Origin of the sequence: Marinobacter sp. (genome assembly GCF_041595835.1) — a bacterium.
Classification (GTDB): Bacteria; Pseudomonadota; Gammaproteobacteria; order Pseudomonadales; family Oleiphilaceae; genus Marinobacter.
The window spans coordinates 1-15,826 of record NZ_JBFHJO010000014.1 but is presented as its reverse complement, the minus strand read 5'-3'; the positions used below and the strand labels follow the sequence as shown (position 1 = coordinate 15,826).

General features: G+C 52.8%; 14 protein-coding genes and 1 tRNA gene. 7 read left to right on the top strand and 8 right to left on the bottom strand.

All coding sequences use genetic code 11. The annotated features are described in order from the left end of the window. Nucleotides 1-36 precede the first annotated feature (36 nt). The 3 genes from pheT to ABYA77_RS07040 are packed head-to-tail and all read left to right on the top strand — an operon-like array spanning nt 37 to nt 3,061. Nucleotides 37-2,409, top strand: coding sequence for a phenylalanine--tRNA ligase subunit beta (pheT, locus tag ABYA77_RS07050; protein ID WP_372965248.1), 2,373 nt, complete (start codon nt 37-39; stop codon nt 2,407-2,409). Between the two features lie 3 nt (nt 2,410-2,412). Beyond that, complete coding sequence (gene ihfA, locus ABYA77_RS07045) at nt 2,413-2,715, top strand: integration host factor subunit alpha (RefSeq protein ID WP_044386556.1); 303 nt, start codon at nt 2,413-2,415, stop codon at nt 2,713-2,715. Beyond that, nucleotides 2,696-3,061, top strand: a complete 366-nt coding sequence (locus ABYA77_RS07040; RefSeq protein WP_372965247.1) for a MerR family transcriptional regulator — start codon at nt 2,696-2,698, stop codon at nt 3,059-3,061. The genes ihfA and ABYA77_RS07040 overlap by 20 nt, the downstream gene beginning before the upstream one ends. A gap of 92 nt (nt 3,062-3,153) precedes the next feature. On the opposite strand, the gene ABYA77_RS07035 is transcribed toward ABYA77_RS07040, so the two are convergent. Further along, nucleotides 3,154-3,342: a DUF2892 domain-containing protein gene (locus ABYA77_RS07035; protein WP_372965246.1), complete on the bottom strand. Its 189-nt coding sequence runs from the start codon at nt 3,340-3,342 to the stop codon at nt 3,154-3,156. Nucleotides 3,343-3,453: 111 nt separating this feature from the next. Here ABYA77_RS07035 and ABYA77_RS07030 point away from each other — a divergent pair, with 111 nt between their 5' ends. After that, a complete protein-coding gene (locus ABYA77_RS07030; protein ID WP_372965245.1) occupies nt 3,454-4,095 on the top strand; it encodes a Crp/Fnr family transcriptional regulator in 642 nt (213 codons plus the stop codon). On the opposite strand, the gene ABYA77_RS07025 is transcribed toward ABYA77_RS07030, so the two are convergent. Together ABYA77_RS07025 and ABYA77_RS07020 are read right to left on the bottom strand one after the other, a co-directional pair. Continuing rightward, complete coding sequence (locus ABYA77_RS07025; RefSeq protein ID WP_372965244.1) at nt 4,084-5,220, bottom strand: glycerate kinase; 1,137 nt, start codon at nt 5,218-5,220, stop codon at nt 4,084-4,086. The genes ABYA77_RS07030 and ABYA77_RS07025 overlap by 12 nt on opposite strands. Before the next feature lies 1 nt (nt 5,221). Further along, the gene (locus ABYA77_RS07020; RefSeq protein ID WP_372965243.1) at nt 5,222-5,674 is read right to left on the bottom strand and encodes an Lrp/AsnC ligand binding domain-containing protein; all 453 of its coding nucleotides are present in this window, start codon (nt 5,672-5,674) and stop codon (nt 5,222-5,224) included. A gap of 200 nt (nt 5,675-5,874) precedes the next feature. Here ABYA77_RS07020 and putA point away from each other — a divergent pair, with 200 nt between their 5' ends. Continuing rightward, the gene (putA, locus tag ABYA77_RS07015) at nt 5,875-9,501 is read left to right on the top strand and encodes a bifunctional proline dehydrogenase/L-glutamate gamma-semialdehyde dehydrogenase PutA (RefSeq protein ID WP_372965242.1); all 3,627 of its coding nucleotides are present in this window, start codon (nt 5,875-5,877) and stop codon (nt 9,499-9,501) included. Between the two features lie 99 nt (nt 9,502-9,600). Here putA and ABYA77_RS07010 read toward each other — a convergent pair whose 3' ends face one another. From ABYA77_RS07010 to ABYA77_RS07000, 3 genes are read right to left on the bottom strand one after another with little or no spacing between them, the layout of a single operon-like run. Then, entirely contained in the window at nt 9,601-11,127 is a 1,527-nt protein-coding gene (locus tag ABYA77_RS07010) for a tripartite tricarboxylate transporter permease (protein ID WP_372965241.1), read from the bottom strand. Beyond that, nucleotides 11,127-11,573, bottom strand: coding sequence for a tripartite tricarboxylate transporter TctB family protein (locus ABYA77_RS07005; RefSeq protein ID WP_372965240.1), 447 nt, complete (start codon nt 11,571-11,573; stop codon nt 11,127-11,129). The genes ABYA77_RS07010 and ABYA77_RS07005 overlap by 1 nt, the downstream gene beginning before the upstream one ends. After that, on the bottom strand, nt 11,570-12,547 hold the full coding sequence (locus tag ABYA77_RS07000; protein ID WP_372965239.1) for a Bug family tripartite tricarboxylate transporter substrate binding protein: 978 nt from the start codon (nt 12,545-12,547) through the stop codon (nt 11,570-11,572). Before ABYA77_RS07000 ends, ABYA77_RS07005 begins: the two co-directional genes overlap by 4 nt. 232 nt (nt 12,548-12,779) lie before the next feature. On the opposite strand from ABYA77_RS07000, the gene ABYA77_RS06995 reads away from it, so the two are divergent. Both ABYA77_RS06995 and ABYA77_RS06990 read left to right on the top strand, forming a co-directional pair. Next, nucleotides 12,780-14,375, top strand: a complete 1,596-nt coding sequence (locus ABYA77_RS06995) for an ATP-binding protein (RefSeq protein ID WP_372965287.1) — start codon at nt 12,780-12,782, stop codon at nt 14,373-14,375. Beyond that, nucleotides 14,372-15,058 carry a response regulator gene (locus ABYA77_RS06990; protein WP_372965238.1) on the top strand — a complete coding sequence of 229 codons (687 nt, stop codon included), beginning with the start codon at nt 14,372-14,374 and terminating at the stop codon, nt 15,056-15,058. Before ABYA77_RS06995 ends, ABYA77_RS06990 begins: the two co-directional genes overlap by 4 nt. Before the next feature lie 55 nt (nt 15,059-15,113). On the opposite strand, the gene ABYA77_RS06985 is transcribed toward ABYA77_RS06990, so the two are convergent. Both ABYA77_RS06985 and ABYA77_RS06980 read right to left on the bottom strand, forming a co-directional pair. Beyond that, nucleotides 15,114-15,190, bottom strand: a tRNA-Pro gene (locus ABYA77_RS06985). Between the two features lie 111 nt (nt 15,191-15,301). Further along, nucleotides 15,302-15,826, bottom strand: a 525-nt coding sequence (locus ABYA77_RS06980) for a glutamate synthase-related protein (protein WP_372965237.1), incomplete at its 5' end; no start/stop codon positions are given.

Below are 15,826 nucleotides of genomic sequence, written 5' to 3'. Positions count from 1 at the left end.
CAACCGCATAAATGGCATCAGGACAAGGCTAGAACAATGAAATTCAGTGAACAGTGGCTGCGTGAGTGGGTTAATCCAAGCATTGATTCTCAGGCATTGATGGATCAGATCACAATGGCCGGCCTGGAAGTAGACGGCTTTGAGCCGGTGGCTGGCGAATTTACTGGTGTGGTTGTCGGTGAGGTTCTCGCCGTTGAGCCGCATCCGGATGCGGACAAACTGAGGGTTTGCCAGGTCAGCGATGGCTCCCAGACCGTTCAGGTGGTTTGTGGTGCCCCCAATGTACGTGAGGGCCTGAAAGTACCTTTCGCTGTTTTGGGTGCTGTGCTGCCAGGAAACTTCAAGATCAAGAAGGCCAAGCTGCGTGGCCAGCCTTCTGAAGGTATGCTTTGTTCTGAATCCGAGCTTGCCATCTCAGAGAATCATGATGGTCTGATGGAATTGCCGGCCGATGCTCCTGTTGGTCAGAGCATGGTGGACTACCTGAAGCTTAATGATATTGCGATTGATGTGGACCTCACGCCGAACCGCGCCGACTGTCTTTCTATTAAAGGGTTAGCTCGAGAAGTGGGGGTGCTGAACAGTTTGCTGGTGAATGCCCCGGAAATTGAACCGGTTGAGGCGGTTCATTCTGAGGTTCCTGCTATTCGGGTTGAGGCTCCAGAAGGCTGTCCCCGTTACCTTGGCCGCATCTTGCGCAATGTAAACCTGAAAGCTGAAACACCATTGTGGATGCAGGAAAAACTTCGCCGCTCTGGTATTCGTTCTATTGACGCTGCCGTTGATGTAACCAATTACGTAATGCTGGAGCTTGGCCAGCCGATGCATGCCTTTGACCGGGAAGAAATTGCCGGCGGTATTGTGGTTCGCAATGCGAAAGCGGGTGAAAAACTGGTGCTTCTGGATGGCCAGGAAGTAGAACTGACGGCTGAAACCCTGGTGATTGCTGATCACGACAAGCCGATTGCTATCGCCGGTGTTATGGGGGGTGAGCATTCCGGTGTGAGTGAAAAAACGCGAGACCTGGTATTGGAGTCAGCGTACTTCGATCCGATCACTCTGGCTGGAAAGGCTCGTCACTATGGTTTGCATACCGATGCCTCGCACCGTTTTGAGCGTGGTGTTGATTATGAGCTGGCTCGCGACGCCATGGAGCGGGCTACTCGCTTGCTCATGGATATCGTTGGGGGTGAGCCTGGCGAGATTGTTGAAGTTGTTAGCTGGGAAGACTTGCCTGAAGCCAGGATGGTGGATCTGCGTGAAAAACGCTTGGCGGACGTGCTTGGTCTGACGATTGATCGTACGACGGTCGAAGAAATCCTTTCCCGTCTTGGTTTGCGCGTTGAAAAGCTTTTGAAAGACGGCTGGCGCATCAGTGTGCCTAGCTTCCGCCCGGATATCTCGATTGAAGAAGACCTGATTGAAGAAGTGGGGCGTATATTCGGCTATAACAATCTTCCCGTGACAGCGCCTACGGGGTCGTTGGGGTTGAGTGTTCGTGAAGAAGCTGTTCGACCGTTATCGGCTGTTCGTAATTTCTTTGTGGCTCAAGGTTATCACGAAGCAATTACCTATAGCTTTGTCGACCCTAAGGTTCAGCAACTGATTAATCCGGAGCGTGAAGGTATCGCCTTGGCGAATCCGATTTCTGCCGATTTGTCGGTTATGCGTACGACATTGTGGAGCGGCTTGTTGAAAACCGTGCTTCATAACCAGAACCGCCAACAATCGCGTATCCGCCTGTTTGAAACTGGTCTTCGTTTTGTGAAACAAGGCGATGAAATCGACCAGCAGCCGATGCTTGCGGGTGTGGTGGTAGGTAACCAGACCGCTGAAAACTGGGTAAACGGTCGCAGAACAGCTGATTTCTTTGATGTAAAAGGAGAGTTGCAGAGCCTGTTCCAGTTGCTGGGTATTGAGATCCAGTTCCGGGCGAGCCAGCACCCGGCTTTACACCCAGGCCAGACAGCAGAGCTCTTGCGGGATGGCGAAAGTGTGGGCTGGTTGGGAACCTTGCATCCACAAGTTCAGAAAAATCTTGAACTTAATGGCACGATTCTGATGTTTGAGCTATTCTTGAATTCGATCGTTACCGGATATGTGCCTAATTTCAAAGATGTTTCAAAATTTCCGGAAGTTCGACGGGATTTGGCTATCATTATTGGAAACGAGGTGGCGTTCGCTCAGGTTGAGCAAGTGGCTCGTAAACATGCGGGCGAGCACCTGACAGACTTGCGTGTGTTTGATGTTTATGAAGGAGAAAGCCTGGGTGAAGGCAATCGCAGCCTGGCGCTCAGTCTGTTCTGGCAGCATCCTGAACGCACGTTGAATGAAGACGAAGTGCATTCGCTCTTTAACGGGGTTATCGAGTCCCTGAAAGAAGAGCTGGGGGCAACACTGAGGAGTTGACGAATGGCAGCTTTGACGAAAGCGGATATGGCAGAGCGCTTGTACGAAGAGTTAGGTCTGAACAAGCGGGAAGCCAAGGAAATGGTAGAAGCTTTCTTCGATGAAATCAGAGGTGCTCTGAGCCATAACGAGCAAGTGAAGTTGTCGGGGTTCGGCAACTTCGATCTCCGGGATAAGAAACAACGGCCGGGGCGCAACCCTAAAACGGGTGAAGAGATCCCTATCAGTGCACGACGCGTAGTTACGTTTCGACCGGGTCAAAAATTGAAACAGAAAGTAGAAGCGTATGCTGGAACCGAGTCATAACAACGAACTTCCTGTAATCCCCGGGAAGCGCTATTTCACAATCGGTGAGGTAGCTGAGCTGTGTGCTGTTAAGGCACATGTTTTAAGGTATTGGGAGCAGGAATTTCCGCAACTTTCGCCAGTGAAACGTCGGGGTAACCGTCGTTATTACCAGCGCGCGGATGTTATCACCATTCGCCAGATTCGCAGCTTGTTATATGATCAGGGCTACACCATTGGTGGCGCTAAGCAGAAGCTAAGCAGTACTGAGGCCAAAGACGATACATCGCAATACAAGCAGTTGATTCGGCAGATGATTACCGAGCTGGAAGAAGTTCTGGACGTACTGAATACGCCCGCTCGCTAACTAACAGCGACATTTCAGGCAGGCAGATCCAAAGAAAGGCCGGAGTGTTGAAACACTCCGGCCTTTCTGTATTCAGAAAACCTGATTACCGGTTACTTGGTTTTGCAGGTTTTGATGCCAAACAACGAGTAGGCAGGACAGTTTCCAATCAGTGCGGTTGCCAGAGGCACAATGCCAATCCAGCCCCAGGGTGTCTGAGGGCCAACAAAGACCAGGGCCAGCAGGACAATACCCACGACGGCACGAATAATACGATCAGCGGAACCCATATTTACTGTCATTTTGCTTCTCCTGTGAAACCTTTGATGATGATCAGACTATAGGCCTGCGACTGACCACGTTCAGTGATAAAGTCACACAGGCAAATAACTTTCCATACAAGGCACTGCTGGATGGCCAGGCACAGTATTCTCGACACGCTTACCGATTCTCTGCGTAAAGACGCCCTGAAGGGGCTTCAGACTATGCGTTTCCCACCCGGGCAGGTGTTGTTCAGTGCAGGTGAACATTGCCGGGGACTGCCTCTGGTGTTGGCTGGCAGCATCAAGGTACAGATGACGGGAGTCTCTGGCCATAGTATCGTGCTCTACCGCATGGGGGCTGACGATATCTGTACTCTGTCCATTGGTTGCTTGATGACGGGCCGAGGATACCGGGCAGAGGCCATTGTTGAAAATGAGGCCGAAGCCGCCATTATCCCCCGCGGATTGTTTGATCGGCTGATGGATCAGTCTGCAGAATTCCGGCTGGGGATTATGGAATCCTACGGTCGTCGTCTTGATGATCTGATGCTGCTGGTAGAAGAAGTGGCGTTTCACCGGATGGATGCGCGGCTGGAGGAGTGGCTTCAGGCCAGAGCTGTCGATGGCCAGAAAGTACTGAGCATTACCCACCAGGAGCTGGCTGTAGAATTGGGAACGGCTCGGGAAGTCGTCAGTCGTTTGCTGAAGGAGCTTGAGCGCCGGGGCCAGGTTCGCCTGGCCCGAGGCAGGGTTGAGCTCACCGGGTTGCTGAATACTGTGTCACTGGTGTGAGAAACTATGTATCAGGTGGGCTAGCTGCTCTGCGGAATGCTCCAGGTTGGCGTCTGCCTGGGCATAGGCTTCAGAAAGCGTGATGGGGGCGGGGGTGATCGAAAAAGCCGCTGTTAACCCGGCATCATGGAGCGGAGCCAGCTCAGCCCCTAATTTTCCGCACAGCCCAATGACCGGGACACCGCAGGATTGTGCAAGCCGGGAAACTCCGGCTGGGGTTTTACCAAAGGCACTTTGGGCATCAATCGCCCCCTCAGCAGTAATCACCAGATCAGCGTTGCGGATATGTTGCGCCAGTTTTACCGCTTCCATGATCAGTTCTATGCCGGGCTGAAGCTGGGCACCAAGAATGCCCTTGACCATACCGCCAATGCCGCCGGCGGCGCCACTGCCGGGAAAGCTGGCAATATCCAGCCCCTGCTTTTGAGCCAATTCTGCAAAATGCGCCAGGTTGGTGTCCAGTTGGCGAACTTCTGCGCTATTGGCGCCTTTCTGTGGTCCAAAAACCGCTGCTGCTCCTTCCGGGCCCAGCAATGGATTGGTGACGTCACAGGCAACTATCAACTCAATGCCGTTAAGTCGATGGATAGCAGGTTCAAGGTCGGCTTTAGCAAGCTGTGCCAGGCCGGCACCTCCAGGCCCGATATCATGCCCCTGACCATCCAGTAATCTGGCTCCAAGGGCTTGCAATATGCCAGCTCCGCCGTCTGTCGTGGCACTTCCTCCCAGCCCCATAATCAGTTTTTTCGGCCGATGTTCCAGAGCAGCCAGAATCAATTCTCCGGTTCCCCGGCTGGATGCCTGGAGCGCATTCCGGGCTTCGGCGGGCACACAATGCAGGCCGCTGGCTTCTGCTACTTCGATGATTGCGGTTTCGCCGTTATTGACCAGGCCAAAACGGGCTTCAATCAGTTCGCCCAAAGGGCCAGCAACTGACACGGTATGTAGCTGCCCGCCCAAAGCATCTGTCAGTGTTGCCGTGGTGCCTTCGCCTCCATCAGCAAGGGGTATTTCCATGATGTCATCCCCGGGGGCAGCTTTGCGCCATCCACGAGCGATTGCCGATGCGACTTCTTTCGCAGACAGGCACTCCTTGAAGGAGTCTGGCGTAATTACAATTCGCATCTTATTGCCCTCGGTCTTTGACGTTTTCCATCACTACAAAGGTGCTGGTCTGCAGCACATGGGGCAGGCTGGATATCTGCTCTCCCAGCACTTGGCGGTACTCTGCCATATTCCGGGTACGGATTTTAAGCAGGTAATCAAAATTCGCTGCCATCATGTGGCACTGCTCGATCGCTGATATTTGCTTCACCGCTTCATTGAACGCCGCCAGTGACTTACTGGAGGTATCGTTCAATGTTACCTGTGCAAACGCCACATGGGAGTGCCCCAGCTTGGTCTGGTTGACCATGGCGGAATAACCCGTGATATAGCCCTGTACCTCCAGTCTGCGCATGCGTACCTGACACGGTGTTTTTGATAAACCGACTCTGGAAGCCAGGTCAGTCACGGTTATCCGCCCGTTTTTCTGAAGTTCACGGATGATGGCGTGGTCAATTCTGTCCAGGTCCGACATGACTGCTATCCTTAAGGGAAGGTGCCTGCTTGGGCGAAAAAAGAGATTTTCACTAAGTTTACGAGAAATGTAGTCGTCTGGGTAATTTATGAGCTGAAAATAAAGGCGATCAGAGATGCATTCAAGGCTTGAATAGGAAAATAGCATTCATCGCCTTCGCTACAATGCGGTCAGTATTCCAATAATCAGGAGGCATCCCCATGAGTCTGCAGCAATCCGAGGTACTAGAGCTCCACGACATTCGTCAGGCTATTCGTACTAACTATCTGGCGGATGAGTATGAAGTGATTCACCGGCTGATTGAGCAGGCTCAGTTGTCTGAAGATACCCGCAAGGCGATTTCAGCGCGAGCGGCGGAGCTGGTTCGCAGTGTCCGAGAAAATGCCAGGCCCACCGTTATGGAAAAGTTCCTGGCTGAATATGGTTTGACCACCAAAGAAGGCGTGGCGTTGATGTGTCTTGCTGAGGCGCTGCTTCGCGTGCCTGACAACCTCACCATTCAGGATCTGATTGAAGACAAAATCACCTCTGGTAATTGGGGGGCCCACGTAGGCAAAGCTAAATCCGGGTTGATTAACTCGGCTACCCTGGCCCTGCTGATGACAAGCAATTTGCTCAAGGATTCAGAGCGCGAGAGTGTTGGTGTCACCCTGAAAGGTATGGTCAAGCGTCTTGGTGAGCCCGTTGTTCGAGTCGCTGCAGGCCAGGCCATGAAGGAAATGGGGCGGCAGTTCGTCTTGGGCCGAAATATTGAAGAAGCTCAGAAGAATGGTCAGGATCAGGAAGCGCAGGGATACACCTATTCCTATGACATGTTGGGTGAAGCTGCCCGAACGGATGCGGATGCCGAACGTTATTTCCAGGCGTATCTGAGTGCTATCGAAAGCATCAGCAAACGTTGTGAAGGGGATGTACGGACCAACCCCGGTATTTCAGTGAAGCTGTCAGCATTGCTTGCCCGGTATGAGTACGGCCAGAAAGATCGAGTCATGAACGAGTTGGTGCCCCGGGCACTGGAACTGGCGAAAAAGGCTGCCGCGGCTAACATGGGTTTTAACATTGATGCTGAAGAACAAGATCGGCTGGACCTGTCGCTGGATGTGATTGAAGCTATCTTTTCAGACCCGGCTCTGGATGGCTGGGATGGCTTTGGTGTAGTGGTCCAGGCCTTTGCGAAGCGAGCATCCTATGCTTTGGACTGGTTGTATGCATTATCGGCAAAACATAATCGTCGTATTATGGTGCGTCTTGTAAAAGGCGCCTACTGGGATGCTGAGATTAAACGGGCCCAGGTGATGGGGCTTGAAGGCTTCCCTGTCTTTACCCGCAAGGCCTGTAGTGACGTTTCCTATTTGTCCTGCGCCCACCAGTTGCTGGGTATGACCGACCGAATTTACCCTCAGTTTGCAACCCATAACGCGCACTCTGTTTCTGCCGTGTTGGAAATGGCAAAAGATCTGGGCCGTGATCAGTTTGAGTTTCAGCGTCTGCACGGAATGGGCGAGTCCTTGCACGATCAGGTTCTGCGAGACAGTAAAGTGCCTTGTCGTATATATGCTCCCGTTGGTGCCCATAAAGATTTGCTGGCTTATCTGGTTCGTCGCTTGTTGGAAAACGGTGCCAATAGCTCATTTGTAAACCAGATTGTCGATACCAGTATCACCCCAGAAGAAATCGCCAGAGATCCGATTGAAGTCGTCAATGCTTTGGGGCAAGACCTGTCCAGCAAAGTCATTGTGCCACCTGGCAAAATTTTCGGTGATCAGCGCCGTAACTCGAAAGGTTGGGATCTGACCGATCCCGTAACGGTGGCAGAACTCAACGAAGGCCGTGGCCGTTATAGAAAACACCAGTGGCAGGGAGGGCCGGTTATGTCAGTTCCTGCCGCCGAAGGCGAAACCATAGATGTTCGTAATCCGGCTGACCCGGACGATCTGGTTGGTCAGATTACTTTCGCTTCGAAAGCGGATGTGAGCGCGGCCCTGGATGCAGCAAAGAACGGTTTCAACCATTGGTCTGCCATGCCTGCTGAACAGCGTGCAGAATTAATTCGTAAGGTCGGTGACCTGTACGAAGCGAATGTCGATGAGTTGTTTGCTCTGACAACACGGGAAGCAGGGAAATCTCTGCTGGATGCGGTAGCAGAAGTGCGCGAGGCAGTCGATTTTGCCATGTTCTATGCCAATGAAGGCATTCGCTACAAGGATGCAGGGCAGGCCCGTGGCGTGATTTGCTGTATCTCGCCCTGGAACTTCCCACTGGCCATTTTTACTGGCCAGGTTCTGGCAAACCTGGCTGCCGGTAATGCGGTCGTAGCAAAACCAGCGGAGCAGACGTCATTGCTTGCGGTTCGGGCTGTTGAGTTAATGCATGAGGCGGGTATTCCGAAAGAAGTGATTCAGCTGCTACCGGGTGACGGTGGTACTGTCGGAGCTGCGTTAACGTCAGATTCCAGAGTCGATGGCGTATGTTTCACTGGTGGTACTGATACCGCCAGGCTGATTAATAAAGCAATGACTGAAAACCTGGCCCCGGATGCGCCTCTGGTTGCAGAAACCGGCGGACTGAATGCCATGATTGTGGATTCCACCGCGTTGCCGGAACAGGTAGTGCGGGATGTTCTGGCCTCCTCGTTCCAGAGTGCCGGTCAGCGTTGTTCGGCTTTGCGTATGCTGTATGTGCAGGAAGATATTGCCGACAACCTGTTGGAAATGCTCTTTGGAGCGATGGAAGAACTGGGCATTGGTGACCCCTGGAATTTGTCTACTGATGTAGGGCCAGTGATTGATGAAGAGTCCCGCAAGAAGATTAACGATCACTGCGCTAAGTTTGAAAAGCAGGGTAAGTTGCTCAAGAAATTGCCCGTGCCGAAAAAAGGTCTGTTCGTCTCTCCTGTGGTTTTGAAGGTGAGCGGTATTGAGGAAATGGAAGAAGAAATCTTTGGCCCGGTGTTGCATGTAGCAACCTTCGAAGCTAAGGATATCGACAAGGTAGTGGACGCCATTAATGCCAAGGGGTATGGCCTGACCTTTGGTATCCATAGTCGTGTAGATCGTCGTATTGAGCACATTTCGAGCCGGATCAAAGTTGGTAACACATATGTTAACCGTAACCAGATTGGTGCAATTGTAGGCTCCCAGCCGTTCGGGGGTGAAGGGCTGTCCGGGACCGGCCCGAAAGCCGGTGGTCCGCAGTATGTGCGGCGTTTCCTTAAGGGAAATGTAACGGAGGTGCCTGCAGGCGACGGTAAAGCGGTCACCGCACAAAAGGTGCAGAAGCTCATTGATCAGTTGGCCCGGCTTGATGTGCCGGCACCAGAAGGGCGGCAGCAGGTTCTGAAACCGTTCTTTGGTGATGTTCCGGCTCCGCTGGATGCCGGGTATGCGGAAATGCCCGGGCCGACAGGGGAGCAGAATCACTTGTCCTGCCATGCTCGTGGAGTTGTGTTGTGCCTGGGGCCGGACACTGAATCAGCAGTGGAGCAGGCAGGAGTGGCATTATCCCAGGGCAATAAGGTTGTTGTTGTTGCTCCGGGTGTGGAAAAAGCCATGGCGCAAGCCGTCAGGGCTGGCCTTCCTGTGGCCGCCTGTGACGGCTTACTGGAGCCTGAGGCTTTGATCCAGCTGGACGGTTATGCCGCGGTCGTCAGTGTGGCGGAGAAGTCCTTACTGAAACGTTACCGCCAAGCTCTGGCTGTCCGTGATGGTGCCCTGTTGCCCATCATCGATGAGCATAAGCTGGATCAGCGTTATGTGATTGAGCGACACCTGTGCATTGACACCACTGCTGCCGGTGGTAACGCTAGCCTTATTGCCTCGGCTGAGTAAGAGGTAACCCCGGGGCCAGGCCCCGGGGATTGCCCCCTGCTAGCCATCGCAGAGGGGCAAAGCTGCTGGCTGACCATCAGTAAAGAGTTGAAGCGCTGGTTAGTCGCTAATCGGCCCTTCCTTGAGTGCAGACCTCATGCGACGTCTCAGGAGAGGGCCAACGATAACCGGCAACGCCAGGCCCAATCCTGCAACTGCCCAGAGCCCCAGAGCCAGCGGGCTGCCCCATAGAGTGCTCCAGTCACCATCTGACAGAATCAGAGCATGTCCCAGATTTTTCTCCATCTCCGGCCCTAACAGTAAGCCGAGAATGATCGGAACGAGGGGGATCTCCAGTTTGCGCAGGAAATACCCCGCTACCCCGAATGCCACCATGAAATAGAGGTCGAAAGTGCTGTTGCTAATAGAATAGATACCCACAAACGCAACCATCGTGACAATCGGAAGCAGGAACATCGGAGGTATGGACAGCAGCTTTACAAACACCCCAATCATGGGAATGTTCAACAACAGAAGCAGTACGTTACCGATCAACAATGCGGCAATAACACCCCAAACGATGTCTGCATTCTGGGTGAACATCAATGGGCCTGGAGTAATGTTCAGCGAGATCAGCATAGCCAGCAGGACGGCAGTGGTGCCGCTGCCAGGAACGCCCAGGGTCAGCATTGGTACTAATGCGCCGGACGCAGCCCCATTGTTTCCGGCTTCCGGAGCAACGACCCCACGGATGTCGCCTTCACCAAAGGAACCTCGTTTACCAATAACCCGTTTTTCCAGTGTGTAGCTGATAAAACTGCCCAAAGAGGCGCCAGCACCGGGAAGAACACCTGCAATAAACCCCAGAATACCGCCGCGTAGTTGCGTTGGAATAGTGCTTATCAACTCTTTGAAGGTCAGTGTTAATTTACCAACATTTACTTTTTTGTGGCCGCTGCCGATGCGGGATTCTACAAAAAAGAGCAGCTCAGAAATGGCAAACAGACCAACTATCGCAAGAATGAAATCAATGCCTTCATACAGCTCCAGAACACCAAAAGTGTAACGCTGTGTGCCGGTTGAGATATCGATGCCTACCGTTGAAATCATGATGCCAAGTGATGCTGCAATCACGGTTTTCATTGGGTTTTTGCCGGTAATGCCACCCAAGGTGGCAAACGCCAGAATGAACAGAGCAAAATATTCCGCAGGTCCGAACGTCAGAGCAAACTTTGCCAATACGGGTGCCAGCATGATCAGCCCAATGGTACCGATCAAACCTCCTGAAAATGACGCAATTGCAGAGATTGCCAGGGCATCTGCCGCCCGGCCTTTTTGTGCCATGGGGTAACCATCCAGGCAGGTCATCATGGCCGGTTCGTCGCCAGGTATGTTGAGCAAGATTGAAGAAATCCGGCCACCATACATGGCGCCCGCGTACACGGAGGTAAGCAGGATCATTGAGGTTTCTGGCGGTAAACCCAGACTGAACGCCAGTGGAATCAGAATTGCCACGCCATTGGCGGGCCCCAAACCCGGCAAGCAGCCAATAAGCGTGCCGATAAATGCGCCGAAAAGGGCAAACATCAGGTTGTACGGAGTTAAGGCCACGGCAAAGCCGTCTATTAAAAAGCCGAGTGTTTCCATCAGTTGATCTCCAGCAGGCCGGCCGGCAGGCTCAATGACAGGCCATAGTTAAATAACCCGAACACCACCACAGCGCTGATCAATCCGGTAAGAAACGCTTTCCCCGGTGAGGCTCCCATACGCCAGCTCAAAGTGCCCACAACCAAAGTGGTAGAAATCACGAAGCCCAGGGGCTCCAGTATGACGGCATAGATCACCAGTACGATGACCGCAACCAGAAGCTCAATGGCTGTTTTTCCCCAGGGCCACTGAGCGTCGGGGTCTGGCTTTACCATCAGATAGAGGCTGCCGATAATTAAGACCACCGACAAGATGGTCGGGAATGTCTCAGGCCCCAGGCCTTCAGTACCCCCGAATGGCTCAGGCCATTGCTGCGCGACCCAACCGTAGGCTACAGCCAGGACCAACAGGCCCAGGCCGAGAATGCGATCGTTTAATCCGCTCATTTCATCAAACCAATTTCACGAGACAGGTCAGTGATCTCCTGTACTTGTTGATGAACAAAACTCTCAAACTTATCGGCATCCGGATGGAATGGGATCAGGCCATTGCTCTTCATGACCTGCTTCCATTCATCACTGGCGTAAAGTGTGTCGACAGCCCGAACCCAGTATTCTTTGGCTTCGTCGCTGGCACCTTTAGGCATGTAGAAACCACGCCAGTTTGGCCCCAAAGCTTCAATGCCTTGTTCTCTGGCCGTAGGAATATGGTGGTATTTGCCTGGCAGACGTTCTTCCGAAAGAACTGCCAGCACACGCAAATCGCCGGATTCCATAAAACCAGTAGCTTCGGAAATATCACCGGTAAAAGCATCCACTTGGCCACCGACCACCTGGGTCATGGCTTCGCCGCCGTTGTTGTACGACAGGTAGGGAATAGATGGTAGTTTATCTACGCCAGCTGCTTTGGCCGCGATTAGTACTTTCAAGTGATCCCAGCCGCCTCGCGCACTACCACCGGAAAACTTCACCGCCCGTGGGTTTTGTTTGCTGGCTTCAAACAGTTCATTCAGATTTTGATATTTGGAGTTTTTACCAACGGCGATAATTCCATAATCCGCGCCCAGTGCACCGACCCATTTCACCATGTCTGCATCAAGGCCGGGGAATTGCTTTTGTGCCAAACGAGTGGTGGTCGCGGTAGAAGCGGCCACCAGAAGTTTGTCATCCTTATTCCGTTTGCTGACGGTGTGAGCGTACGCCACACCGCCACCCGCACCCGCCATATTGACTGTTTGGACTGAGCCCTCAACCAGCTTCAGTGTTTGCATGACGTTGCCAACACTGCGACAGGTAAAGTCCCAGCCGCCTCCTGGGTCAGCAGGAGCCAGGCACTCAACCTTACCGGATGGTTGCCACGCCATGGCTGACATGCTGAAAGCTGCTGCAGCGGCAAAACTCAGAGTTCGTTTGATAAACATGAATAGTCACCCTTCCATTGTTGTTGTGTGTACCCCGGGGGAGCCGGTCAGGTAGATTAAAAGGAGGTTATCTTGCTAAAAAGCTTGTGCGCGTATTGCCTTTAAAAAAACTAAAGTCCATTTAGTGCATAAAGTTCACGGGTAAAACGGCAGCTTGTGCATTAATCTGACCGCCTGAATGACAACAAAATCTGAATAGACCGTGGCGAGAAAAACCAGACTTAAAACCCGAATGATCCTTACGCTGGGATTTGTTAGTGCCTTTCAAACTGCATTGATTGGAGGGTTTGCTGGCTATTACCTTAGCGAATCCCTATACAACGAGATTGGCCAGCGGGCATTAATGGTGTCGAAAACGATTGCCGCGACGCCGGCCGTTGTGGAAGGCATACAGCAGCGAGATACCGTGGCGTTGAACCGACTTGCCCAAAAGCTGGCGGCGACCAATGAAGCTCTCTTTATTGTGATCGGTGATCATCAGGCTATCCGGCTTGCCCATCCATCGCCTGAGCTCGTTGGGTTGTCGATGGCAGATGATGATGGCGATGACGGTCGCCAGGCATTGGTTGGTGGCCGGGGGTATGTGGCAAGGGCTGTCGGAAACCTGGGTGAAACCATGCGGGGTAAGGCGCCTGTGGTGTTGCCGGAAACCGGAGAAATCATTGGTATTGTCTCAGTGGGTTATAGTGTGTCGCAGGTTAGCACCACCGTTCAGCGCTACAATTTTGTTCTCTACGGGGTGGTTGGCCTGATGCTGTTGATCAGCATGCTGGTGGCCGTGGTGATTGCGGGGCGTTTTAAACGCGAAATCTTTGGACTGGAGCCCGAGGAAATTGCTCGATTATTCGAGGAGCGAAATGCCACGCTTCAATCGGTACGCGAGGGCATTATTGCCATAAACCGCGATGGAATTATCACCACAGTTAACCGGGCAGCTCTTGAAACTCTAGGTTTGGATGAGGGAGCCACGGTTGCCGGCCGACCAATTCTGGAGGTTTTACCCGATAGTGATTTGCTCTCGGTGCTGGAGTCTGGAATTCCGGATTTTGACCGTGAAGTGTGGCTCAGAAACCGGCAAATGGTGGTTAACCGGCTGCCAGTTCGCCAAGGTGATGAAACCATTGGTGTTGTAGCCAGTTTCCGGCGGCGAGATGAGTTAGATCATGTCAGTCAACAACTGACACGCATTCAACAGTATGCCGATACTCTGCGAAGTCAGACCCACGAATATTCAAATAAGCTGCACACCATCGCTGGTCTGATTCAGATTGGCGCCCACGCGGATGCTCTGAGCCTGATTGGCCGGGAGGTGAGTGACCATCAGACACTTATTCACTTACTATTGGCTGCCGTGCCAGACCCTGTGATTGCCGGCTGTTTATTGGGTAAATACAATCGCGCTAAAGAAATGGGCCTGCACCTGGATATTGACCCGGATAGCCAGATGACTGATATCCCTGATAATTTGCCCAGAGACCAGCTCGTCAGCGTCTTGGGGAATTTGATTGATAATGCTCTTGAGGCAACCCGCCGGCACACAGGTGAAGGTGGTCATGTTGCACTCTCGATGACAGATCTTGGTCACGAACTGATTTTTGAGGTGGATGATCAGGGGCCGGGAATCAATCAAGACGAACGAGACAGGATCTTTGAGAAAGGTGTGACCAGTAAACTCGCAGGAGAGAAAAAACACGGGTATGGATTGTATCTGGTACGCCAGTTTCTGAATCGGTGGGGCGGATCCATTACAGTGGAGAACCTGGCCGGCAGCGGTAGTCGTTTCACTTTATACTTACCCAAGATTCCCGATGCCAGGAGTACGCCTTGAGCACAATTCGTCTGCTGATCGCTGAAGACGACCGCCAGATTGCGGAAATCCAGAGAAGGTTTGTCGAAAGACTTGACCAGGTTGAACTCTGCGGTATCGCGCACTCCCTTGCAGATGCCCGTGATCTGGCTGAAGTGATGGCGCCGGACTTGATTCTGTTGGATGTGTATTTCCCTGATGGCAGTGGCCTGGACTTATTGCGAGAGCTCCGTGCTCGGGATAGCAGCAGTGATGTCATTCTGATTACCGCGGCCAAAGAGGTTGATACCTTGCGTAGTGCCCTTCGAGGAGGTGTATTTGATTACATTCTCAAGCCATTGGTATTCGAGCGGCTGGAAGAGGCTGTAAACCGCTTTCGCAGCCGGCTTGAGCACCTGTCCGGCCTGGATCAGCTTGTTCAGAATGAAGTGGATGCGTTAATTCCCAGAAGCTCGGAAGATGACGTCTTGACAGCAAACAGCCGTCTTCCCAAGGGTATTGACGCGCTGACGCTTGAAAAAATACAGGATGTAATCGGTAACGGTGAACACTGGAGTGCGGAACAAGTTGGCAACGCCATCGGTGCCTCGCGTACGACAGCAAGGCGCTACCTCGAATATATGGTGGGTGCAGGCAGGCTCACTGCAGAAGTCGCTTATGGTAGTGTTGGCCGGCCAGAACGCCGCTATCAGATTACTCTGTAAATGCCAGAAACAACAAAGCCCGGATCTTTCGATCCAGGCTTTGAGTAGGGAATTCTGGTCGGGACGGTAGGATTTGAACCTACGACCCCTTGCACCCCATGCAAGTGCGCTACCAAGCTGCGCTACGCCCCGTAAACTGCTCGCCGCCAAGAAAAGAGGTTTATCTCAGTGGCTTAGCGGGAGCGAAGTCTACACCAGCCCCCGAGAAAAATAAACAGGTGGCTGGTGATTTTCTTCGGGGAATCAACGCAACTTGGTTTCTCGCAGTCTCAGAATGAACTCCGGCGGCTCGAAGGTGTTCGGCTGCGCGCCTTCCCAATATTTGTCGAAGACCGTCAGGCCGGTTTTGCCTTCCAGCAAGGAGCCTGGTTCCAGAAATGGGAATAGGTCGAGATAAGAGTGTACTTCGGTTTTGGATACCCTGCGCACAATGTGTTCGGGCCCCAGTTCAGAAGGATGATTCAGCCCGGAGGCTTCAAGCAGATTTTGCAAGGCGTCCAGAGTATTTCTGTGGAAGTTGTACACCCGCTCGCTTTTCAGCGGAACGTCCAGCTTGTCGCCACGGCGAGGATCCTGGGTGGCAACTCCTGATGGGCAACGTCCGGTGTGGCAGTTAAGAGCCTGAATGCAGCCAAGAGCGAACATGTAACCTCGGGCAGAGTTACACCAGTCGGCCCCAAGCGCCAGAGTTCGTGCAATATTGAAGGCTGAGGTTATCTTTCCCGCAGCGCCAATGGCGATATCGTCCCGCAGGTTGGTGCCAACCAG